General features: G+C 72.0%; 18 protein-coding genes. 7 read left to right on the top strand and 11 right to left on the bottom strand.

All coding sequences use genetic code 11. The annotated features are described in order from the left end of the window. Positions 1-80 precede the first annotated feature (80 nt). Positions 81-1,013 (bottom strand): chorismate mutase, encoded by a 933-nt coding sequence (locus ABT061_RS30910; protein WP_350924564.1) that lies wholly within the window; start codon positions 1,011-1,013, stop codon positions 81-83. Between the two features lie 471 nt (positions 1,014-1,484). Here ABT061_RS30910 and ABT061_RS30905 point away from each other — a divergent pair, with 471 nt between their 5' ends. Genes ABT061_RS30905 through ABT061_RS30880 form a run of 6 tightly spaced genes read left to right on the top strand, consistent with a single transcriptional unit; the run spans position 1,485 to position 9,029 of the window. Next, positions 1,485-3,737 (top strand): serine/threonine-protein kinase, encoded by a 2,253-nt coding sequence (locus ABT061_RS30905; RefSeq protein WP_350924562.1) that lies wholly within the window; start codon positions 1,485-1,487, stop codon positions 3,735-3,737. Between the two features lie 51 nt (positions 3,738-3,788). After that, the gene (locus ABT061_RS30900; protein ID WP_350924560.1) at positions 3,789-5,651 is read left to right on the top strand and encodes a protein kinase domain-containing protein; all 1,863 of its coding nucleotides are present in this window, start codon (positions 3,789-3,791) and stop codon (positions 5,649-5,651) included. After that, entirely contained in the window at positions 5,648-6,481 is an 834-nt protein-coding gene (locus ABT061_RS30895) for an AraC family transcriptional regulator (protein WP_350924558.1), read from the top strand. The genes ABT061_RS30900 and ABT061_RS30895 overlap by 4 nt, the downstream gene beginning before the upstream one ends. Positions 6,482-6,504: 23 nt before the next feature. Beyond that, positions 6,505-7,185: an AzlC family ABC transporter permease gene (locus ABT061_RS30890; RefSeq protein WP_350924556.1), complete on the top strand. Its 681-nt coding sequence runs from the start codon at positions 6,505-6,507 to the stop codon at positions 7,183-7,185. Further along, positions 7,182-7,493 (top strand): AzlD domain-containing protein, encoded by a 312-nt coding sequence (locus tag ABT061_RS30885; RefSeq protein WP_350924554.1) that lies wholly within the window; start codon positions 7,182-7,184, stop codon positions 7,491-7,493. Before ABT061_RS30890 ends, ABT061_RS30885 begins: the two co-directional genes overlap by 4 nt. A 60-nt stretch (positions 7,494-7,553) precedes the next feature. Further along, positions 7,554-9,029 carry a serine/threonine-protein kinase gene (locus tag ABT061_RS30880; protein ID WP_350924552.1) on the top strand — a complete coding sequence of 492 codons (1,476 nt, stop codon included), beginning with the start codon at positions 7,554-7,556 and terminating at the stop codon, positions 9,027-9,029. Positions 9,030-9,124: 95 nt separating this feature from the next. Here the strand turns inward: ABT061_RS30880 and ABT061_RS30875 are convergent, their stop codons facing one another. The 3 genes from ABT061_RS30875 to ABT061_RS30865 are packed head-to-tail and all read right to left on the bottom strand — an operon-like array spanning position 9,125 to position 11,044. Beyond that, a complete protein-coding gene (locus ABT061_RS30875) occupies positions 9,125-10,054 on the bottom strand; it encodes an RluA family pseudouridine synthase (RefSeq protein ID WP_350924550.1) in 930 nt (309 codons plus the stop codon). After that, on the bottom strand, positions 10,047-10,673 hold the full coding sequence (locus ABT061_RS30870) for a signal peptidase II (RefSeq protein ID WP_350924548.1): 627 nt from the start codon (positions 10,671-10,673) through the stop codon (positions 10,047-10,049). Before ABT061_RS30870 ends, ABT061_RS30875 begins: the two co-directional genes overlap by 8 nt. Then, positions 10,637-11,044: a TraR/DksA family transcriptional regulator gene (locus ABT061_RS30865; RefSeq protein WP_386274343.1), complete on the bottom strand. Its 408-nt coding sequence runs from the start codon at positions 11,042-11,044 to the stop codon at positions 10,637-10,639. The genes ABT061_RS30870 and ABT061_RS30865 overlap by 37 nt, the downstream gene beginning before the upstream one ends. Before the next feature lie 471 nt (positions 11,045-11,515). Between ABT061_RS30865 and ileS the strand changes: the two genes are divergently transcribed. After that, positions 11,516-14,674, top strand: a complete 3,159-nt coding sequence (gene ileS, locus ABT061_RS30860; protein ID WP_350924546.1) for an isoleucine--tRNA ligase — start codon at positions 11,516-11,518, stop codon at positions 14,672-14,674. Between the two features lie 296 nt (positions 14,675-14,970). Here ileS and ABT061_RS30855 read toward each other — a convergent pair whose 3' ends face one another. The 7 genes from ABT061_RS30855 to ABT061_RS30825 form a co-directional block, all read right to left on the bottom strand. Further along, positions 14,971-16,752 carry a hypothetical protein gene (locus ABT061_RS30855; RefSeq protein ID WP_350924544.1) on the bottom strand — a complete coding sequence of 594 codons (1,782 nt, stop codon included), beginning with the start codon at positions 16,750-16,752 and terminating at the stop codon, positions 14,971-14,973. A 43-nt stretch (positions 16,753-16,795) separates the two neighbouring features. Continuing rightward, positions 16,796-17,653: a DivIVA domain-containing protein gene (locus tag ABT061_RS30850; RefSeq protein ID WP_343980728.1), complete on the bottom strand. Its 858-nt coding sequence runs from the start codon at positions 17,651-17,653 to the stop codon at positions 16,796-16,798. 49 nt (positions 17,654-17,702) lie between these two features. Continuing rightward, a complete protein-coding gene (locus ABT061_RS30845; protein WP_030909817.1) occupies positions 17,703-17,990 on the bottom strand; it encodes a YggT family protein in 288 nt (95 codons plus the stop codon). Between the two features lie 82 nt (positions 17,991-18,072). Further along, positions 18,073-18,576, bottom strand: a complete 504-nt coding sequence (locus ABT061_RS30840; protein WP_350924541.1) for a cell division protein SepF — start codon at positions 18,574-18,576, stop codon at positions 18,073-18,075. 119 nt (positions 18,577-18,695) lie between these two features. Further along, a complete protein-coding gene (locus ABT061_RS30835; RefSeq protein WP_350924539.1) occupies positions 18,696-19,400 on the bottom strand; it encodes a YggS family pyridoxal phosphate-dependent enzyme in 705 nt (234 codons plus the stop codon). A gap of 91 nt (positions 19,401-19,491) precedes the next feature. Then, positions 19,492-20,865, bottom strand: a complete 1,374-nt coding sequence (gene ftsZ / locus ABT061_RS30830) for a cell division protein FtsZ (protein WP_350924537.1) — start codon at positions 20,863-20,865, stop codon at positions 19,492-19,494. Between the two features lie 225 nt (positions 20,866-21,090). Further along, positions 21,091-21,765 (bottom strand): cell division protein FtsQ/DivIB, encoded by a 675-nt coding sequence (locus ABT061_RS30825; protein WP_350924535.1) that lies wholly within the window; start codon positions 21,763-21,765, stop codon positions 21,091-21,093. Between the last annotated feature and the right edge of the window lie 24 nt (positions 21,766-21,789).

The following is a 21,789-nucleotide window of genomic DNA, read 5'->3' as shown; positions in this document are numbered from 1 at the left end:
TAGTCGCACCGTCGGCGGGGAAAGCGTATCCAAATCCGAGTTCCCAAAGTGACCCGTGTGCTCCGGGTCGTCTCCCCCTCTCAGTCTCGCTCGGCGGGCGCCGAGCGGCGTTCCTCGGCGAGGTGCAGGCCCGCCTCGATGACGGCGTTCATGATGGGGGCGAGCCGGGCCTCGCCCAGGACGGGGGCGCGGCGGGCCATCTCGGCGACCACCTGGCGCTCGCGGGCGGCGTCGCGACCGGCGAAGCCTCCGACGGGCTTGAGGCGCTGGATGGTGCCGGCGAGCTCGGCACGGCGTTCCAGCAGGACGGCGAGTGCCGCGTCGACGCGGTCGATGGCGTCGCGGGCGGCGGGCACCGAGTCGGGGACCTCCCTGCGGGTGACGGCACCGACGATCCTGGTGGCCTCCAGCGCGGCCAGCGCGTCCTGCTCGGTGGCGCCGGGATCCAGCAGCAGGCCGTCGGCGCCGGCGGCGATCGCGGCGGCGGCCAGCGCGGGGTCCGCGCCGAGGTCGGCCAGGACGGGGCGGCCCGACCTCATCCGCGCGGAGCGCATCAGGACGAGGTCGAAGGTGGCGCCGCCCGGGTGGGCGCGGCCGCTCTCGCAGAGCATGATCTGGTCGTTGCCCTCCGCCACGCAGTGGCCGGCGACCGCCAGCCACTCCTCCAGCGTCGCGGAGGAGGCCCGCTGGAGGAGCACCGGCAGACCGAGCCTGGCCGCGGCGCGCACCAGCTCCGAATCTCGCATCCAGGCCGCGCCGACCACCACGCCGTCCGCACTCTCGGCGATCACCGGCAGGTCTCCCGCCGAGGACGGCTCCACCAGGAGCGGCCCCGCCCCCTCGGCGCGGGCCGCCGGCACGGACTCGGCGGCGGGGACCCCACCGTGCCGGTCCCGCAGGCTGATCCAGCGGGCGTCCGCACCGGAGCCGCCTATCACCACGGCCGGTCCGGCACCCACCGTGAGCGCACCCAGCCCTACCGCTGCGCGTTCCAGAGGTGCGGTGGTCGACATGAGGCCCCCCCATGCTCGGCCGGCGCGCGTCCCGCGAGCCGGCGGCCGTTCGGAAAGAGGTGTTCGAAATGGAAAAGGCAGAGACCTCGTGTCTCCGCCCGGTGCGGCTCCGGCTGGTCGCCAGGCCCTGTTCCTCGGATCGCCCGCCCGCCGCGGCCGGGCGGCGTCCCGCCGCGTTGCCGTCGGTCACCGCGGCTCACTGCTCCACCTTGCGAGGCGCCGCCCGACCGACCCTCGCCACGGTAAGATCCGCGGGACAGAGGCTAGATCACGCTGTCACGACCGGCTCTCCGGAGCCGGGCCGGTAAACGCGAAACGACAGGTCATGGGCCCAATCCTAGGTCATCTACCGGACACCCGTCACGTACTGGACAGCGCATCTCAGGATATGGACTTTCCCTCGGCGAGTGAGTCGATCACTTTACTGGGCTATGAGAGTATTCGGGGGTTCCGAAGGAGGTAAGCCGGTTGATGGCCGAAGCACAGCCCGAGGGGCGCCGTATCGCCTCCCGTTACCACCTGCTCGAAGCCATCGGCCGAGGTGGCATGGGCATCGTGTGGCGGGCCCATGACGAGCTTCTGGACCGCGAGGTCGCGATCAAGGAGGTCCGCTACGCCGACATGCTCGGCGAGGACAACCAGGAGGACTTCAACCGGCGCACCAAGCGCGAGGCACGTGCCGCCGGGCGCCTGACCCACCCGAACGTGGTGGTCGTCCACGACGTCGTCGAGGAGGACGGGCGTCCCTGGATCGTCATGCAGCTGGTGGAGTCGCGCTCCCTCGGCAAGGTGCTGAGGCAGGACGGGCCGCTGCCGCCGCAGCGGGTGGCGGAGATCGGCCTGCAGGTGCTGGAGGCGCTGCGCGCCGCCCACGCCCAGGGAGTGCTGCACCGCGACGTCAAGCCGGAGAACGTGCTGCTGGCCGACGACGGCCGGGTGGTGCTGACCGACTTCGGCATCGCGACGCTCGAAGCCGAGACCGCGCTGACCATGACCGGCATCGCGGGCACCCCCGCGTTCATCCCTCCCGAACGCATCAAGGGCGGCAGCGCGCAGCGCGAGTCGGACCTGTGGTCGCTCGGCGCGACCCTGTACGCCGCCGTCGAGGGCAAGCCCCCGCACGACCGGGGCGGTGCGCTGCCGACCATGCACGCCGTCCTGAACGACGAGCCCGAGCCCCCGGTCCACGCCGGGCCGCTGGCCCCGATCCTGGAGGGGCTGCTCCGCAAGGACCCGGCGCTGCGCATGCCCTACAAGGAGGCGGAGCGGCTGCTGCGCAGGGTGGCCGAGGGGACGGGCAACCGTGACCGGCCCGCCAGGACCGCCGTCATGCCCACCGTGAGCCCGGCGGCCGACACCGATCCCGGAGCCCGCTTCCAGGCCGGCGCCCTCCCCCAGACGGGCGCGAAACTGGACTCCGTACCCGCCGAGTCCAGGGACGAGGTGGCGCCCGCACGAGGCGAGGAGCCGTCGAAGGCCGCCGCGGAGCCGCCCGCCGGAGACGTACGGCAGGAGCCGGGCGCCGGAGCGAAGGCGAAGACCGCGAAGGCGGCGCCGGGGGCGAAGCCCGGTGCCGGGAGCGGTCCCGCTCCGAAGGCCGCGGACGACTCCGAGGCGAACCGGCCCACCAGCAGGGCACCCTCCGGCGCCAGGGCCGCCGGAGCGGCGGCCGCGGCCGGCGCGGCTGCGGCTGCGGCTGCGGCTGCGAGGTCCGGCACCGCTTCCGGGCCCGCCCCGGCCCCGGAGGCGAAGCCCGCCGCCGCGCCCCGTGCCACGCCCCCGCCCGCCGCGGCCGAGGAGAGACCCGCCGCGAGCCGCGAGGGCGCCCCTCCCGCCGCGGCCGAGCAGGGATTCGCGCGCCGGAAGCCCGTCCCCGTCTCGCGGCCCAACCCCTTCCCGCCGGTGGGCCGCGAGCCCTCGCCCAGAGCAGAGCCCGCGAGCGAGCCCGCACCCGCCCAGTGGCGAGAGCCCTCGGCCCCCTCCTACGCCGGCCATGACCACGAGGCGACCATGCTGACCTCGCAGAAGCGCGGCGGCTCCCAGCTGAAGCGGGGGCTGCTGGTGCTGCTGCCCGCGCTGCTGGTCGTCGGCGGGGTCGCCGGCTGGCTCGGCATGCGCAGCCGCGAGAACGAGGAGGCCACGCGGGCCGGCTCGGGGAAGCCGGGCACCTCAAGCGCGCCGAGCGTCCCGAGCGGCGATGCCAAGGCGACCCCGCAGGGCTCATCCGAGCCGGCGTCCTCTCCCCCGCCCAGCCCGAGCCCCACCAAGACCGAGAAGAAGTCCGCCCTGCCCTCCGGCTGGCGGATGCACAAGGACTCCAACGGCTTCTCGATCGGCCTGCCCAAGGGGTGGAGCGTGGACAAACGGCCCGGCCAGCAGGTGTGGTTCCGCGGCCCCGACCGGACCAGCTTCGTCTTCGTCGAGTACGTCGACCGGGCGGGCCCCGACCCCAAGCGGGACTGGGAGAACCAGGAGGGGTACAGCCGCGGCAACTTCCCCGGCTACAAGCGGATCAAGATCGAGAAGGTCGACTACATGGTGAAGGCCGCCGACTGGGAGTTCACCTGGCAGATGAGTTCGGGCAAGGCCCGGGTGCTCAACCGGGGGTTCGTCACCAAGGGCGGCCGGGGGTACGCCATCTACTGGCACACCCTGGCCAAGGACTGGAAGAAGAACCTGCACTACTTCGAGGGGTTCGCCGCGACCTTCTCCTCGAAAAAGTAGGGCGGATCCCTACCGGCTACGATTCGTGGGGCTCGGAGGGAGGCGGGGGAGATGGCGGAGCGAAAGGTGGCGGGTCGTTACCAGTTGCTCGAACACCTCGGCGAGGGCGGCATGGGCATCGTCTGGCGAGCCCATGACGAGCTCCTCGACCGGGTCGTGGCCGTCAAGGAGGTCCGCCACCGGGGGGTCGACGAGGCCGCCCGAGCCGACCTGAACCGGCGCACGATCCGCGAGGCCAGGACCGCCGGGCGCCTCGACCACCCATCCGTGATCATTGTGCACGACGTGGTCGAGGAGGAGGGGCGTCCCTGGATCGTCATGCAGCTGGTCAGGTCCCGGTCGCTGGGGGAGATCGTCCGCGCCCACGGCCCCCTCCCGCCCGAGCGGGTGGCCTCGGTGGGACTGCACGTGCTGGGCGCGCTGCGGGCCGCACACGCCGCGGGGGTGCTGCACCGCGACGTCAAGCCGGAGAACGTGCTGCTGGCCGACGACGGCCGGGTGGTGCTGACCGACTTCGGCATCGCCTCCATGACGCAGGAGACCGGCATCACCCGCACCGGCGGGGTGGTCGGCACACCCGCGTTCCTGCCCCCCGAGCGGCTGCACGGGCTGCCCGCCACCCCCGAGTCGGACCTGTGGTCGCTCGGGGCGACGCTGTACGCGGCGGTCGAGGGCCGGCCCCCGTTCGAGCGGCCCACGGCCGCCGCCACCATGATGGCCGTCCTGCACGGCGAGCCGAGCCCCATGACCCACCCGGGCCCCCTGGCGATGGCGATCCTCGGCCTGATGGCCAGGGATCCGGCCGCCCGGATGGTGCCCGACCAGGCCGAGGCCCTGCTCAACCGCGCCTCCGCTGGTCCCGCGTCCTCCCGGGGCTCCTCGGGACCTGCCGCGGGGTCCCTCTCGGGATGGGAGCCGTATCCCGGACAGCAGCCGCACGGCTCCCCCGGAGCTCTCCCCAACCCGCCGCACACCGGCCCGTCACACGCCGACCCCCGGTACGCGGGACAGCCGCACCCGGACGCGGCGCGGAGCGGTTGGCAGCCGGGTTACCGAACCCCCCCGGGTGCCCCCGAGCAGCCCCCGTACCCACCCGCGCACACGCACCCCGAGCACCCTCCGTACCCGGCCGGACACACGCATCCCGAGCACACACACCCCGACCAGGGGGCGTACGGCTACGAGCAGCCGCATCCGGGCTCCTGGCCGGTGCGGGAACAGCCCACCGGCACCGGAGGCGAGCCCGCGCGGCGGACCGGAGCGGGACGGCTGGCGCTCCTAGCCGGAATCCCCGTGCTCGTGGTGGCGGTCGGGGTCGGCGGCTGGCTGGTCGTGCGGGCCCAGAACACCACGGCCGACACCGGTCCCGGCCTGCCGACGGCCACGGCCCCGATCACCGGCAACGCCCCGCCCGAGACGCCCCAGGCCCCCACCCCGACGGTGACCCCGACGGTGACCCCACGGCCGAGCCGGACGATCCCCGCGGGCTGGCGGCTGCACCGCGACCCGATGGGCTTCTCCGTCGCGGTGCCCAGGGGATGGCAGGTCAAGCGGTTCTCCGGCCGCGACCGGGTGGAGTTCCGTGCCCCCGGGTCGAGTGCTCTGCTGTGGATCGAGTCGACGGACGACCCGGAGAAGGACCTGCTCAGGCACTGGCAGAAGGTGGAGCGGGCCGGCAGGGCCGACAATGTCTGGCCGGGCTACGAGCGGATCGGCATCACCTCGCTGAGATACCGGGGGGTGCCCGCCGCCGACTGGGAGTTCACCTACCTCAAGGACGGGGTCCGCACGCACGTCCTGGACCGGGGCTTCCGCACCCTCGCCGACCGGCCGTACGCGATCTACTGGGAGAGCCCGGAGTCGGAGTGGGACCGCTCCCTCTTCGACACGTTCGCCAGGACCTTCCGCTCATGAGCGAGCCGGAGAGGGCGCGCTTCTGGCGCAGCCCGGGACTGCCCGGGGTGGACCTGCTCAAGGCCAGATACGTGACCCACCGCTTCGCCCCGCACGCGCACGAAAGCTACGCGATCGCGCTGGTCCTTTCCGGAGTGGAGGAGTTCGGCTACCGGGGCGCCCGCCACCGCGCGGGCGCGGGCAGCCTGAGCACGCTCAACCCCCAGGAGGCGCACGACGGCCACGCGGGCGTCCCCGAGGGATGGAGCTACCGGGTCCTCTACCCGTCCGTCGAGTTCGTCTCCGAGGTCGCCGCCGAGGTGATGACCGGGCGCGGCACTCCCTGCTTCCCCGAGACCGTCACCTACCACCAGCCCACCGTCGAGCTGCTGCGGGCCGCGCACCAGGCCGCGGAGCACGGCGACGACCTCGCCTCCTCGACGCTGGCCCGCACCGCCTTCGCCGCCCTGCTCCGGCGGCATGCCACCCGCCCTCTTCTGGAGGCGCGCTCCTGCGACCAGGACCCGGCGGTGCGGCGCGCCCGGGAGATCCTGCACGAGCGGCTCGTCGACCCGCCCACGATCGAGGACCTGGCGCGGGCCGTCGACGCCAGGCCGTTCGCGCTGATCCGGGCCTTCAAGGCGGCCACCGGGCTGCCCCCGCACGCCTATCTGAACACATTGCGGATCATGCGTGCCCGGCGGCTGCTCCAGGCGGGTACACCTCCCGCGCAGGTCGCCGGGGATGTGGGGTTCACCGACCAGGCCCACCTGAGCAGGCACTTCAAACGGATGGTGGGCGTTCCCCCCGCCGCGTACCAGCGTGCAGGAACGTACAAGACCGGAAGTTAAAACCAGACATAAGCTCCCTTTCCATGGATACAACCACTCGCTCCTCCGCGACAAGGGACGGACTGGGCGTGGGGATCGCCGTCGGGCTGTCCGGGGTCGCCTTCGGCGCCGCGGCGGTCACCGCGGGGCTGAGCGTCGCGCAGGCGTGCGTGCTGAGCCTGTTCGCCTTCACCGGCGCCTCGCAGTTCGCCCTCGTCGGAGTCGTCGCGGGCGGCGGCAACCTGGTCGCGGGCACGGCCGGCGCGATGCTGCTGGGCGCCCGCAACAGCCTGTACGGCCTGCGCATGGCCGGCGTGCTCGACATCCGGGGCTGGCGCAGGCCGCTGACGGCCCAGGGCGTGATCGACGAGACGACCGCGGTCGCCCTGGCCCAGCCGGACGAGGAGTCGTCCAGGACGGCGTTCCTGGTCACCTTCGTCACCCTCTACCTGACCTGGAACGCCACCACCCTCCTCGGCGCGCTGGGCACCTCCTGGGTGGCCGACCCCGCGGTGTTCGGCCTGGACGCGGTCGGTCCCGCGACGTTCCTGGCCATCCTGTGGCCCCGGCTCACCGGGAGCGGCCCCGAGGCCCGCACGCTGCGGCTGATCGCGGGCGGCGGCGCGGTGATCGCGCTGGCCGCGACCCCGTTCACCCCGCCGGGTGTGCCCGTACTGCTCGCGTCCGTGGCCGTGCTCGCGGTGATCCTGAGGAGGCCCAGGTGACCCTCTGGTGGGCGATCGTCGCCACCTGCGCGGCCTGCTACGCGCTGAAGCTCGCCGGGCTGTCGGCGCCGCGCCGGATCCTCGACCACCCGGGGGTGCAGCGCTTCGCGACGCTGGTCCCGGTGGCCCTGCTGGCGGCGCTGATCGCGGTGCAGACCTTCGGGCACGGGCAGGCGCTGCATCTGGACTGGCCGCGCACCGCGGGAATGGGTGCGGCCGTGGTGGCGCTGCTGCTGCGCGCCCCGTTTCTGGTGGTCCTCGCGGTGGCGGCCGTCGTCACCGCCGCGCTGCGCCACCTGTTGAACTGAGAAGGTGACCTGCGTAGCTAATCCTGAATGTCGGGATTAATCCTGGGTAGGCGTCGGCGCATGACCGATTCTCAGGGGATCATCGGAGCCCGCTACCGCCTGCTCGAACGTATCGGCCGAGGAGGCATGGGGACGGTCTGGCGAGCACAGGACGAGGTGCTGGGCCGCGATGTGGCGGTCAAGGAGGTCATCCCCTCCCCCGACCTCACCGGTCCCGAGCGCGAGGTCTTCACCATGCGGACGCTCAGGGAGGCCCGGGCCGCCGGGCGGATCGGGCATCCGGGGGTCGCCACGGTGTACGACGTGATCGAGGAGCACGGGCGCCCCTGGATCGTCATGCAACTGGTCGACTCCCGCACGCTCGGAGCGGTGATCAGGGAGGACGGGCCGCTGCCGCCGGCGCGGGTGGCGCGGATCGGGCTGGAGGTGCTGGGCGCGCTGCTCGCCGCCCATCACGCGGGCGTCCTGCACCGGGACGTCAAGCCGGACAACGTCCTGCTCTCCAAGGACGGGCGGGCTGTGCTCACCGACTTCGGCATCGCCGTCCTGGAGGGCGACTCGTCGATCACCAGGACCGGCTCGCTCATCGGTACCCCGGCGTTCATCGCGCCTGAGCGGGCGAGCGGCGGCCCCGCCGAGTTCGCCTCCGACCTGTGGTCGCTCGGCGTGACGCTGCACATGGCGGTCGAGGGACGCTCCCCCTTCGAGCGCGCCCACCCGCTGGCGACGCTCAGCGCCGTCATGCACCAGGAACCCCCGCCGCTGCGGTTCGCCGGACCGCTCGCTCCCGTGATCTTCGGTCTGCTCCGCAAGGATCCCGCGCGACGCATGTCGGCCCAGGAGGTGCAGGTCCACCTGACCTCGCTGGTGAACGGGACCGCTCCGCAACCGACCATGCCGATCGAGCTGCCCCCGGCGGTCCCCGTGCCGGTGGGCGCGCCCACCGCCCCGGCCGGAGCCGGGCGACCGATGCCCGAGCCCGGCCCGGTGGCCGCCCCGGGGAGGCAACGGCGCCCGGCGATGGTCGCGATGGCGCTCGCCGTCGCCCTGACCTCGGCTGGGATTGCCTGGGTCGCCGCCGACCCCTTCGGCCAGACCCCCGCGAGGCCGCCGGCCCCGGCGACTGTGCCCTCCGGGGAGGGTACGCCGACCGCCGAGCCCGAGCGGGCGAAGGCCCCCGCGCGAAACGCCCCCGCCAGGGACGACGGTGCCGGAGACGGCGGTGCCCCCACCCGCCCGGCCCCCGAGAGGTCGGGGGCCGGCGACCCCGTCCCTCGGGACAGACCGTCGGACGAGCCGACGGGTGAGCCTTCGGGGAAACCGTCCCAGGACGGTTCCGAGCAGCCCGAGGAGCCCTCCTCGGGCGACCGGGGAGAGGACGACCAGGGAGGACAGGACGACGGGGGCGAGGGGGCCGAGGAGGGTTCGGGCCAGGGCGACGCGCCGGGCCGGGGGCAGCAGGGCGACTCCCCCGACCGGATCGCCCCCGACGCCGGGGCGGTCGCCCTCGGCGCGAGCGCCCGGGGCAGGGCCTGAGAAACCACCGGAAACGGTGAACCCGGCAACGGCCGGACGCGCCGGCAGGGCCACCGGCGCGAAGGCACGCCCGCCGCGGGGACCGGCGGGCCGCGCTAGGACTCGGCGGCGACGACCTTCAGGGCGTGGGCCAGGTCGTCGGGGTAGGCGGTGGTGAAGGAGACCCACTCGCCGGTGGTGGGATGCTCGAAGGCCAGGGAGACCGCGTGCAGCCACTGCCGGCTCACTCCCAGCCGCGCGGCCAGGGTCGGGTCGGCCCCGTACAGCATGTCGCCGACGCACGGGTGGCGCAGCGCCGACATGTGGACCCGGATCTGGTGGGTCCGGCCCGTCTCCAGCTTGATGTCCAGCAGCGACGCCGCGCGGAACGCCTCGATCGTGTCGTAGTGGGTGACCGACTCCTTGCCCCCCGCCACGACCGCCCAGCGGCCGTCCCCGACGGGGTGGCGGTCGATCGGCGCGTCCACGGTGCCGCGGTGCGGGTCGGGGTGGCCCTGGACCAGCGCGTGGTAGCGCTTGTCGACGGTGCGCTCCTTGAAGGCCCGCTTCAGGTGGGAGTAGGCGTGCTCGCTCTTGGCGACGACCATCGCGCCGGTGGTGTTGGCGTCCAGCCGGTGCACGATGCCCTGGCGCTCGGCCGCGCCGCTGGTGGCCACCCGGTGGCCGGCGCCGAGCAGGCCGCCGATCACGGTGGGTCCGGTCCAGCCGGTGGTCGGATGGGCGGCCACGCCGACGGGCTTGTTGACGACGACGATGTCGTCGTCCTCGTACACGATATGCATGCCGGGCACGGGTTCCGCCACCGGCATCGGCGCGGTGGGCGGCGGCGGGAGGGTGACCTCCAGCCAGGCGCCCCCGTGGAGCCGGTCGGACTTGGCCGCGGTCGAGCCGTCCACCAGCACGTCACCGGCGACGATCAGCTCGGCCGCCCGGGTGCGGGAGAGGCCGAACAGGCGCGACAGGGCGGCGTCGAGACGCTCGCCCTCCAGCCCGTCGGGGACGGGGAGACTCCGCCGGTCAGCCATTGCCGTTCTCCTTCGCTTCCTTCTCGGCTCCCGTGTCGCGCGTGCCGTCGATCTGGTAGCCCCGCCAGGCGAGGAAGACCGCCAGGATGCCGCCGCAGACGATCGCCGAGTCGGCGATGTTCCAGACCGGGAAGTGGCCGGGGAAGGTCTCCACGAAGTCGACCACGTGTCCCTGCAGCGGTGCGGGCCTGCCGGAGCCGAAGCCCGAGGGCCAGCGGAAGATCCGGTCGGTGAGGTTGCCGAGCGCCCCGCCGAGCAGCAGGCTCAGCGTGATCGCCCAGGGCAGGCTGCGCAGGTTGCGCGCGGTACGCAGGATCGCCACCACGACGGCGGCCGCGACACAGGTGAAGACGATCGTCATCCCGGTGCCGAGGCCGAAGGCGGCCCCGGAATTGAAGATCACCCGGAACTGGAGCACGCCGGGGATGACCACGATGGGTTCCCTGCCCTCCAGGGTCTTCAGTACGAGGGTCTTCGTGGCGAGGTCGAGGGCGTAGATGATGGGGACGATCACCGCGAGCACGGCGATCCGCCGTGCCGCGAGCGGGGCGGCGGGGGCCGCCCCGTTCTCGGTGTCGCCGGTCAGCGGCGCTCCTCCCGCTGTTTGCAGGCCACGCACAGCGTCGCCCTCGGAAACGCCTGAAGGCGCTCCTTTCCGATCGGCTGATGGCACGATTCGCACACTCCGTAGGTCCCCGCGTCGATCCGGGCGATCGCTCGCTCGTTCTGCGCGACCAGGTCGCGCGAGTTCAGGGTAAGGGCGATTTCGCGCTCACGTTCATACGTCCGCGCTCCGGCGTCGGCCTGGTCGTCGCCCGCACCGTCGGTAACGTCGCTTGACGCGATCTCGATCTCGGCCTTGGCGATCTCCTTGGTGAGCTCACGGCTCTCCGCGACCAGTCGCCCGCGGACCTCCGCGAGTTCCTCGGCCGACCAGGTGACGACGGCACCGTCGGATGACGGCGCTGCCGCGCTGTTGTCTGCGCGCACGGTCGCGGCCATGGCGACCTCCTTGCTCGATCGGACCGTATCCAATGTGGTAAACGGTGCGGGCAGCTTAGGTCCCTCATAACAGAACGACAAACGACCCGCCGCAATGTTTGCCAATCCAGTAACATCCGGTCGCTTCCCCCTGATTCCCCCCAGCCGCCTCTGATATGGGGAAGCTTCCGGCAGGCGGGTGCGTTATCGTGTGAGCCTGCACGGCGTTGATGGGGACAGCAACCTCCGCACCCCCTCGCACGAGCGACCCGGGGACGGTGCGAGCCCGGGGCGAGGCGCTGAGGGAAGATCACCCCGGAGCCGCCGGAAGAACGGCCGTGACGGCCCAGTAGACCCGGCAGCAGACCAAAGGAAGAGGGCCTTCTCGCACGCGAAGGCCAAGGAGGGTGGTACCGCGGGGCCCCAACAGCCTCGTCCCTCCACGCCACAGCCGATTCCAGCGTGGAGGTCCAGCCCATCATGTCCGCCTATTTCCGCTCTCTTCCTGCGCAGGTCGATCTTCCCGCGCTTGAACACGAGGTGCTCGACCGCTGGCGGGACGGCAAGATCTTCGAGCGCTCGGTCGAGCAGAACACCGGCGGCCCCACCTGGGTCTTCTACGAGGGCCCGCCCACCGCCAACGGCATGCCGGGCGTCCACCACGTCGAGGCCCGCGTCTTCAAGGACGTCTTCCCCCGCTACAAGTCGATGCGGGGCTACAGCGTGCCCCGCAAGGCGGGCTGGGACTGCCACGGGCTACCCGTCGAGGTCGCCGTCGAGAAATCCCTCGGTCTCTCCGGCAAGAAGGACATCGAGGCGTACGGCGTCGCCGAGTTCAACGCCAAGTGCCGCGAGTCGGTGCTGCGGCATGTGGACGCCTTCGAGGAGATGACCGAGCGGATGGGGTACTGGATCGACCTGTCCCAGGCCTACCGCACGATGGACCCGGCCTACGTGGAGTCCGTCTGGTGGTCACTCAAGGTCATCTTCGACAAGGACCTGCTCTCCCGCGACTTCCGCATCACCCCGTACTGTCCCCGCTGTGGCACCGGCCTGTCCGACCACGAGCTGGGCCAGCCCGGCGGCTACGAGACCGTCACCAGCCCGTCGGTCTACGTCCGCATGCCCGCCACCTCGGGACCGCTGGCCGACCTCGGCGCCTCGCTGCTGATCTGGACCACCACGCCCTGGACGCTGGTCTCCAACACCGCCGTGGCCCTGCACCCCGACGTGACCTACGTCGCGGCGCGCCCCGCGGGGTCCGACGAGGTCCTGGTGGTGGCCGAGCCGCTGGTGGTCTCCGCGCTGGGCGAGGGGGCCGAGGTCCTGGCCTCCTTCCAGGGCGCCGACCTGGAGCACACCACCTACTCGCGCCCCTTCGACCTGGTCGACATCCCCGGCGCGCACTACGTGGTGCTCGGCTACTACGTCACCACCGAGGACGGTACCGGCCTGGTTCACCAGGCGCCCGCCTTCGGCGCCGACGACATGACGACCTGCAAGCGGTACGGGCTGCCCGTGGTCAACCCGATCGGCCCCGACGGCCGGTTCCTCGACAGCGTGCCCCAGGTCGGGGGCCAGTTCTTCAAGGACGCCGACGAGGGGCTCACCGCCGACCTGCGGGCGCGCGGCCTGCTCTACCGGGGCAGCCACTTCGAGCACAGCTACCCGCACTGCTGGCGCTGCCACACCGCACTGCTCTACTACGCCCTGCCCGCCTGGTACATCCGCACCACCGCGATCAAGGACCGGCTCCTCGCCGAGAACGAGAAGACCAACTGGTACCCCGAGACGATCAAGTGGGGCCGCTTCGGCGAGTGGCTGCGCAACAACGTCGACTGGTCGCTGTCGCGCTCGCGTTACTGGGGCACCCCGCTGCCGCTGTGGATCTGCACCGCCGACGAGTCGCACGTCACATGCGTCGGCTCGCTGGAGGAGCTGAGCCGGCTGTCCGGCCGGGACGTCTCCGCGCTCGACCCGCACCGCCCCTACGTGGACGACGTCACACTGCCCTGCCCCACCTGCGGGGCCGAGGCCCGGCGGGTGCCCGACGTGATCGACGCCTGGTACGACTCGGGCTCGATGCCGTTCGCCCAGTGGGGGGCGCCGTACCGCAACGAGGAGATGCTCGAGAAGGCCTACCCGGCGCAGTTCATCTGCGAGGCCACCGACCAGACCCGCGGCTGGTTCTACTCGCTGATGGCGGTCGGCACGCTCGTCTTCGACCGGTCCTCGTACGAGAACGTGCTCTGCCTCGGCCTGATCCTGGCCGAGGACGGCCGCAAGATGAGCAAGCACCTGGGCAACGTGCTCCAGCCGATGCCACTGATGGACCAGCACGGCGCCGACGCGCTGCGCTGGTACATGGCCTGCTCCGGCTCACCGTGGGCGGCCCGCAGGGTCGGGCACGGCGCCCTTGAGGAGATCGTCCGCAAGGTCCTGCTCACCTACTGGAACACCACCTCCTTCTTCACCCTGTACGCCAACGCCGAGTCCTGGTCGCCCTCCAGGCTCGCCGAGGCTCCCGGGTACGCCGAGCGCCCGCTGATCGACCGCTGGGCCCTCGCCGAGCTGCACCGGACGGTGGCCGAGGTCACCGCGTCGATGGACGTCTTCGACACCGCCCGCGTCGGGCGTCGGCTCTCGGAGTTCCTCGACGACCTGTCCAACTGGTACGTGCGACGCTCCCGCCGCCGCTTCTGGGCCGGTGACACCGCGGCGTTCGCCACGCTCTACGAGTGCCTGGAGACCGTCACCCGGCTGATGGCACCGGTGGTGCCGTTCACCACCGACTACGTCTGGGACGTGCTCCGCGACACCGACGCCCCCGTCTCGGTCCACCTGGCCGACTGGCCCGAGGTCAACGGCGAGCTGCTGGATGAGGAGCTGTCGGAGCGGATGGCCCTGGTCCGCCGCCTGGTGGAGCTGGGCCGCTCGGCCCGCGCCTCCAGCGGGGTGAAGACCCGCCAGCCGCTCGGCCGTGCCCTGGTCGGCGCCCCCGGCTGGGCCACGCTCCCGCCCGAGCTGCGCGAACTGATCGCCGACGAGCTCAACGTCAAGGGCCTGGAGGACCTCTCCGGGATCGGGGCGGACCTGGTCTCCTTCACGGTCAAGCCCAACTTCCGGGCGCTGGGCAAGCGGTTCGGCTCGCAGACCAAGCTGGTCGCCGCGGCCGTCACCGCCGCCGAGCCCGCGGAGCTCGCCCGCGCGCTCCGCACCGGCTCGCCGGTCTTGGTTGACGCGGGAGAGCTGGGAGCGGTGGAGATCGGCGTCGACGACGTGATCGTCACCGAGCAGCCCAGGTCCGGCTGGGCGGTGGAGGCCGCCTCCGGCGAGACCGTCGCCCTCGACCTGACCATCACCGACGAGCTGCGCCGCTCCGGCCTGATCCGCGACGTCATCCGCCTGCTCCAGGACACCCGTAAGTCCACCGGCCTGTCGATCTCCGACCGGATCGACGTGTGGTGGTCCACCGGTGACGCCGACCTGGCCGAGGCCCTGCGGACCCAGGGCCGTGCGGTGGCCGACGAGGTCCTCGCCGTCTCCCTCACCGAGGGCGGCGCCGAGGGCCTTCCCAGCCACAGCGACGCCGAGCTGGGACTGACCTTCCAGCTCCGCCGCGCGACGGCCACGGCCTGACGGCGGAGCGTTCCGACGTCACCGGACGGCCGGGCTCCCGGAGAGCCCGGCCGTTCCGGTTCACACCGGGAGCGACCGGCCCGGCGCCTCAAGTGGCGCTCCGCGTCCGTCACGGCCCGAAAGGAACCGTCACCGCACGGAAGGAGCGGCCGGCCCCGCGCCACAGGTGGCGCTCCGCGTCCGTCACGGCCCGGAAGGAACCGTCACCGCACGGCAGCGGCGGTCCGCGGGCACCGCGACACGCCCGCCTCCTCGTGGTGAACGGTGAGCGAGGCGGGCGGTGGTCACGCCAGGTGTCAGCTCTGGCCCCGGTGGTCGTTCAGGCAGATCGAGCAGTTGATCAGGCCGGCTCCCTCGGCCTCGACCAGGGAGATGACCTCGATACCGCTGTCGCCCGCGCCCTTGATCAGAGGGCAGGCGGGGTCATGAAAGCGACGGGTGCCGATGATGACCATGACGGTCCCGTCGCCCGCCTTCTGCTCCTCGGCCCCGGGGTCGCCCTCGGCGTCACGGTCCTTGGGAGAGGGACCGGCTGCGGGCTCCGCCGAGGTGGAGTCGGCCGCTACCTGCCCGGCGCGCCCGGGTGCGGTCTCGGCCGGCTCCACCGGCTCGGCTGTCGTGCCATCGGCGGTGGCCCGGCGCCCGGAATCCGATGCCTCTCGGGCTCCCGGCTCCTCGGGCCTCTCAGGCTCCGCGGAGCCTGAGTCGGCGGCTCCGGGCTTGCCCGAGGGGGACGGCTCCGACGGGGCGGAGTCTCGCCCGGCGGTCTCGGCCCCTGGGCGGGGCCCGGGTGCCGAAGGCCCGGCTTCGGCCTTGGCCTGTGCCCCGGCCTTGGCGGCCCCGGACGCGGCGCTCTCGGACGCGGCCGGCTCGGACGCCGTGGCCTTGGATGCCGTGGCCTTGGACGCAGCGGGCTCGGCCTCGCCGGTTTCCGGCTTGGCGCTCTCCGGCGCCTCTCCCCGGCTCGCGGAGGCGCCGCCCGCGGCCGGTCCGGGCTTGGCGGGCTCCGCCGCCTCGGGCTCGGGCCTGGCCGGAGCCACCGGGGTCTCCGGCTTGGACGCCTGGGCGACCATGTCGCGGCTGAACCAGCTGGTGGCCTCGGACTCGGCGTGCGGGATCTCGGGGACCTTCGGCAGCCGGATCGGCACCGAGGGGGTCGGGGACTCCGCCGCGCGGAGCGGGGGACTCACCGGCTCCTGGGGCCGTACCTGCGGCTCGGAGGACTGAATGTAGGGCCGGGCGACCGGGACGACGGGCTCCTGCGGGGAGCTCGGGGGCTCCTGCCGGGACACGGCGCTCTCTCGCCTGGCGGCTGGGTTCTCCGGCCTTGGCGGGGACTCGGGCCGTGCTCCGGGGGCCTGCTGCCCTCCGGCGGGGGCCGCGGGCCGCGCGGGACGGTACGGGGCGGTGAACCTGGCGGTGGCCTCGTGCGGACCGGGCTCACCGGCGCCGCCTGCGGGGCCGGACTCCGGGGAGGCGCTCAGGGGCTCGGCGGGCTCCCGCACCCCGGGCGGGGTCTGGTGCGGCCTACTCCCGGCGGCGGGTTCCGGCAGGCAGGTGGTACAGGGCGTGAAGCCCTCCTCACGAGCCTCCTCGTGGGTGAGCTCCTCATGATCCCTGCCGGCCAGCTGGCGGCACCCCGCGACGTGATAGCGCTTGCGGCCGGGGATGACCAGCACGATCGCCTCGGCGTCCAGGGCGCCCCGCCTCGCGACGGTGGCGGTGGCCGGGCCGGCCACCGGGCCTCGTCGAGGCTGGGTCGGGGCCACGGGCATCTGCTGCCGCATCCCGTGCTGCGCCATCATGTGCGGTGGCACGGGAGGCTGGTTCGGCACACCGTGCGGCGCGGGGACGGACCCGGCCGGCATCGGTCCCTTCTCGGGAAGGGGCGGAGCGGCCCCGGCCTGCCCGCCGGGGAACAGCTCGTGGCGCCGCAACAACGCCCCGATCACCAGGAAGACGGCGGACAGCACGCTGACCGCGATCGACCACATGACCAGAAACGGCTTGGCCAGCACGATCCCCACGATGAGCAGGACGATGGCCGTGAGTACCAAACCGGCGCTGATAAGGATCACAGAAAGACTCCCGGATGCGGGTCAAAGGGGGTGACCCGACACCTTAGCGGCGGTCGTTGTGAGGACCGTCAACGCCCTGGAAGGCGCCCGAATGCTGCGACGGGTCGCCGCCGAACGGGTTGGGCGCACCCTGGAGCGTCGGCTGACCACCCGGGGCCACCGCGTGGGACATGGCCGGAGGCCCGCTCACGATCGGGAACCCGCCGCTGCCCTCGGCAGCCACATTGAGCTCGGCCAGCTGGTTCTCCAGATACAGTTTCAGGCGGCTACGGTACTCGCGCTCGAAGCTGCGGAGCTCCTCGACCTTGCGCTCGAGCTCGTCACGGGTCTGCACCAGCGAGCCCATGGCCTGGCGGTGCCGCTCCTGCGCGTCGCGCTCCAGCGTCTCGGCTCGGGCACGTGCGTCACCGATGACCTGCTCGGCCTGGCGACGTGCCTTGCCGAGGATGTCGTCGGCCTCGCGGCGCGCCCGGGTCACCGTCTCGTCCGCCTCCCGGCGGGCGTCGGCGATGGCCTGGTCCGCGGTCTGCTGCGCGAGGGCGAGCACGCGGGCCGCGGTGTCCATGTTGTCCTCGGCCGGAGGCATTCCCATTCCGACGGGAACGGGCTGCTGATGCTGCACCGGCTCGGGAGCGCGCATCGGCTCCGGCTGCTGCATCATCATCTCGGGCTTGGGCTCGGCGATGGGGGCGGGCGCCATGGCCATGCCCATCCCGCCGGGGACCTTGCCCCGCAGGCACTCCGCCAGCTTGGCGCGGAGCTCCTCGTTCTCCTGAATGAGACGGTCCAACTCGGACTCGACCTCATCGAGGAAGGCATCTACCTCTTCCTCGTCGTAACCCGGCCGAAGGCGGGTCGTACTGAATTGCTTGTTCCGCACATCGGCGGGAGTCAGCGGCATTTCGGTCTCCTTGGCGCGCTTGGAGTCTGTCCGGGGGGACGGTACCCGATCAACGAAGCGCGGACACGAGTTGGATCAAGACCAAGACCACAATGAACAGCACTGTGAAGCTTAGGTCAAAGGCCACCGTACCCAACCGGAGTGGTGGAATGAAACGGCGGAGGAACTTGAGAGGTGGGTCGGTCACCGTGTATACGGCTTCCGCCAGCACCAGGACGATGCCTGTGGGGCGCCACTGACGTGCGAACGCCTGCACCGTCTCAAAGATCATTCTGCCGATCAGCAGCACGAGGTAGATGGACAGGACGAAGACCAAGATCCCGCTAACGATCCCCACGGTCCGTCCTCGCCTCCACTCCGCTCTGCCGTCCTTCGTCCCATCGGGACCCGTCGGGCCGGTCACTGTTCATAGTGGAACTCTAGCTCTGGTTGAAGAATCCGCGTTCCGCGATTCGAGCCTTGTCCTCGGCGGTCACCTCGACATTGGCTGGGGACAACAAGAACACCTTGTTGGTAACACGTTCAATGCTGCCATGTAGGCCAAAGACGAGACCTGCCGCGAAATCAACGAGCCGCTTTGCGTCACTGTCAACCATCTCGGTCAGGTTCATGATGACGGGAGTGCCGTCACGGAAGTGCTCACCGATGGTCCGCGCCTCGTTGTACGTGCGGGGATGAAGGGTGGTGATGCGCGCCAGATCGGTCGTGCGGCGCTCCAGGACAGCCGTCGCGGGCCTCGGAGCGGGCACGCCTGGGTCGGTGTCGTCCGAGAGGTCGTGGACCGTGCCAGGACGCTCGTCGCCCTCCCGGCGCGTGTCGTCGAACTCCTCGTACTCGTCGTCGGGGTAGCTGTCGTATCTCTCGTAGCGGTCGTCCTCAACAAGACCGAGGTAGACCGCCATCTTGCGCATCGCGCCGGCCATCGCTACTTCTTCCTCCGTCTTACTTCGATGTGCCCGAGGGGCCAGCCCGACCGCCCTGAGCTCACCACCGTTCGACCGCTGTCCGGATACGCGGACGCCAAGGTCCACTTGAAGGGACATTACCTGACGAAGGGCTTCCTGCGACCGAGCAACGCCGTACCAACACGCAGGTGTGTCGCACCGTTGGCGATGGCCTGGGACATATCCCCGCTCATCCCCGCCGAGATGACGCCGGCGCCCGGGTGGGCGTCCTGGACGGACCGCGCGATCTCCCTCAGCCTCGCGAACGCCCTGCCCGGCTCCTCCCCCAGCGGCGCGACCGCCATCACCCCGCCCAACTCAAGCCCCGGCGCTCCGGCGACGGCGTCCGCCAGCGCCTCGGCCTGCTGTGGTATCACGCCGCCCCTGGCGGGGTCACCGTCGAGCGCCACCTGTACCAGGCAGGTGATCCGGCGCCCCACCCCGAGCGCCTCCCTGCTGAGGGCGGTGACCAGGCGCGGGCGGTCGACCGAGTGGACGACGTTCGCGTAGCCGACCACCGAGCGGACCTTGTTGGTCTGCAACTGGCCGACGAAGTGCCACCGCAGGCCGAGGTCGGCGCACTCCCGCGCCTTGACTGAAGCCTCCTGGTCGCGGTTCTCCCCGACGTCACCGATCCCGAGTCCGGCCAGCAGCCGCACGTCGGAGGCGGGGTAGGTCTTGCTCACCGCGATGAGCGTCAGCTCCTCGCGGCTGCGGCCGGCGGCCCGGCAGGCTTCGGCGATCTCCGCCTCGACCCGGGCCAGCCCGGCCGCGATCTCATCTCGTCGTGTTGTTTCCGTCACATCTCCGCCGCTCGGACACTGGCAAACCGGCGGAGCCCATTCTTCCCGGCACGGCCGGGTGGCTCTGCACCCACCCCCACCGTGAGCGATGTCACTTCAGGAAGTCGGGAACGTCCAGTTCCTCTTCCTGCTCCTCGAAGATCACCGGTCGCCGCCGGGCGGGGTCGGTGACCCTCGCGGAGATCGGCGTCGGCTGCGAGGGCTCAGGGGCCGGACGCGGGATCGACAGCGGAGGGGAGTGCGGCTCCTCCACGCGGTGCGGCTCGGAGTGCTCCACCGGCTGTACCGGGTGGATCTGCTGGGGCGGGGGCGTCGGCTCCGCCGGCGGGGTGACGACCTGCCGCACCGGCGAGGGCGGCAGGTGCTCCACCCTGGGCTCCGGACGGGGCTCAGGGCGGGGCTCCGCCTTGACCGTGGGCGCCAGCGGGCGGACCGGGGCGGCCGCCGAGGGCGGCGGGGCGGGACGCGAGGCGGGCTGCGGGCGGGACGCCGGCTGCGGGAGTTGCTTGGGCTCGGGAGCGGGCTCGTCGAAGCCGGCCGCGATCACGGTGACGCGCACCTCGTCGCCGAGGGCGTCGTCGATGACCGTACCGAAGATGATGTTGGCGTCCGGCGCCGCGGCGGTGGAGACGAGCTGGGCCGCCTCATTGATCTCGAACAGGCCGAGGTCGGAGCCGCCGGCGATCGAGAGCAGCACGCCGTGCGCGCCGTCGATGCTGGCCTCCAGCAGCGGGCTGGACACGGCCATCTCGGCCGCCGCGACCGAACGGTCGTCGCCGCGCGCGTGGCCGATGCCCATCAGGGCCGAGCCGGCACCGGACATGACCGACTTCACGTCGGCGAAGTCAAGGTTGATCAGTCCGGGCGTGGTGATCAGGTCGGTGATGCCCTGGACACCGGAGAGCAGCACCTGGTCCGCCGCCTTGAAGGCGTCCAGCACGCTCACCTGCCGGTCGGAGATCGACAGCAGCCGGTCGTTCGGGATCACGATGAGGGTGTCGACCTCCTCGCGGAGGGTCTCGATGCCGGCGTCGGCCTGCATCGCCCTGCGCCGCCCCTCGAAGCTGAAGGGCCGGGTCACGACACCGATGGTCAGCGCGCCCAGGGTACGGGCGATGTTGGCCACCACCGGGGCGCCTCCGGTGCCCGTGCCACCGCCCTCACCGGCCGTGACGAAAACCATGTCGGCGCCCTTGAGGACCTCTTCGATCTCCTCACGGTGGTCCTCGGCCGCCTTGCGCCCGACTTCGGGGTTGGCTCCCGCGCCGAGGCCGCGAGTGAGCTCGCGCCCGACGTCGAGCTTGACGTCGGCGTCACTCATCAGCAGCGCCTGGGCGTCGGTATTGATGGCGATGAACTCGACGCCCTTGAGTCCCTCCTCGATCATCCGGTTGACGGCGTTGACTCCGCCTCCGCCGATTCCTACAACCTTGATGACCGCGAGGTAGTTCTGCGGTGCTGCCACGACGAGGGGCCTTTCCGCTCGTTGACTTGCAATTTCATGCGGCACGGGGCCCGTGCCGTCGTTTCCAAAACCCTCACCCTCAAGTTGAGATTTAGCTTTATGTCAACCTGAGGAGTGATACGGACAGTAGGAGTTACGCTCCTGGCGGGTCAACTAACCGCGCCGCAAGCACGTCCAGCGTGTCGCGGGCCGTCCTTTTCCGGGAACGTCCGCCATCCGATGAGATCACTTAACCGTCACGACGTCAGGCGAACTGACGTCATAGGTGTCGGCCGGACGTCTGAGCAGCGTAACAAGGATCCGGGCCTTGTCCGCGGGACGGTCGCCGCCGCCCCACACGATCGCGCGGCCGTCCTTCAGCCGCAGCGAGACCGTCTCAGCCGACGGTGCGAGCACCTCCGCGACCCGGCGGGCCAGATTCTCCGGCAGCGCGGCGATGACCGTGAGCGCCGCCGCGGTCGCCGGGTCGCCCGGCCCCGGCCGGTCCACCCGCAGCACCGGCAGTGTCGGGGGCGCGACGTCCTTGACCTCGGTGACCATCCCGTACCGGTCCATCAGCGCCGACCTGTCGCCGACCGGCACCACCGCCACCGGCCTGCGCTCCACGACCTTCACCCGCAGGGTCCCCGGCCAGGCGCGGCTGACCGTCACCGACTCGATCTGGGTGATCCGGCCGATCCGGTCCTCCACCTCGGCCAGGTCGACCGTGGCGAGGGGCTTGCCGCCGGCCACCTGCGCCGCCCGCCGGATCTCCTCGGTGGACAGGCCCGCGTTGCCCACCACCTGGATCTCCCGCACCCCGAGCACCGGGGAGAAGAACACCAGCCACGCGGCGATGCCCACCACTCCCGCGGTGAGCAGGGCCAGGAAGGCCGACCGCCACACGCCGTTCAATGCCACTCCCCCTCCGGCGACCCGCGCCCG

Origin of the sequence: Streptosporangium sp. NPDC002544, from assembly GCF_040295965.1 — a bacterium.
Classification (GTDB): domain Bacteria; phylum Actinomycetota; class Actinomycetes; order Streptosporangiales; family Streptosporangiaceae; genus Streptosporangium.
This window is presented reverse-complemented; position numbering and strand designations above follow the sequence as displayed.

What these genes read in the sequence shown, in the direction of transcription:
- ABT061_RS30910 (WP_350924564.1), bottom strand. Translation starts at nt 1,013, where the DNA reads ATGTCGACCACCGCACCTCTGGAACGCGCAGCGGTAGGGCTGGGTGCG.
- ABT061_RS30905 (WP_350924562.1), top strand. Translation starts at nt 1,485, where the DNA reads ATGGCCGAAGCACAGCCCGAGGGGCGCCGTATCGCCTCCCGTTACCAC.
- ABT061_RS30900 (WP_350924560.1), top strand. Translation starts at nt 3,789, where the DNA reads ATGGCGGAGCGAAAGGTGGCGGGTCGTTACCAGTTGCTCGAACACCTC.
- ABT061_RS30895 (WP_350924558.1), top strand. Translation starts at nt 5,648, where the DNA reads ATGAGCGAGCCGGAGAGGGCGCGCTTCTGGCGCAGCCCGGGACTGCCC.
- ABT061_RS30890 (WP_350924556.1), top strand. Translation starts at nt 6,505, where the DNA reads ATGGATACAACCACTCGCTCCTCCGCGACAAGGGACGGACTGGGCGTG.
- ABT061_RS30880 (WP_350924552.1), top strand. Translation starts at nt 7,554, where the DNA reads ATGACCGATTCTCAGGGGATCATCGGAGCCCGCTACCGCCTGCTCGAA.
- ABT061_RS30875 (WP_350924550.1), bottom strand. Translation starts at nt 10,054, where the DNA reads ATGGCTGACCGGCGGAGTCTCCCCGTCCCCGACGGGCTGGAGGGCGAG.
- ileS (WP_350924546.1), top strand. Translation starts at nt 11,516, where the DNA reads ATGTCCGCCTATTTCCGCTCTCTTCCTGCGCAGGTCGATCTTCCCGCG.
- ABT061_RS30850 (WP_343980728.1), bottom strand. Translation starts at nt 17,653, where the DNA reads ATGCCGCTGACTCCCGCCGATGTGCGGAACAAGCAATTCAGTACGACC.
- ABT061_RS30840 (WP_350924541.1), bottom strand. Translation starts at nt 18,576, where the DNA reads ATGGCCGGCGCGATGCGCAAGATGGCGGTCTACCTCGGTCTTGTTGAG.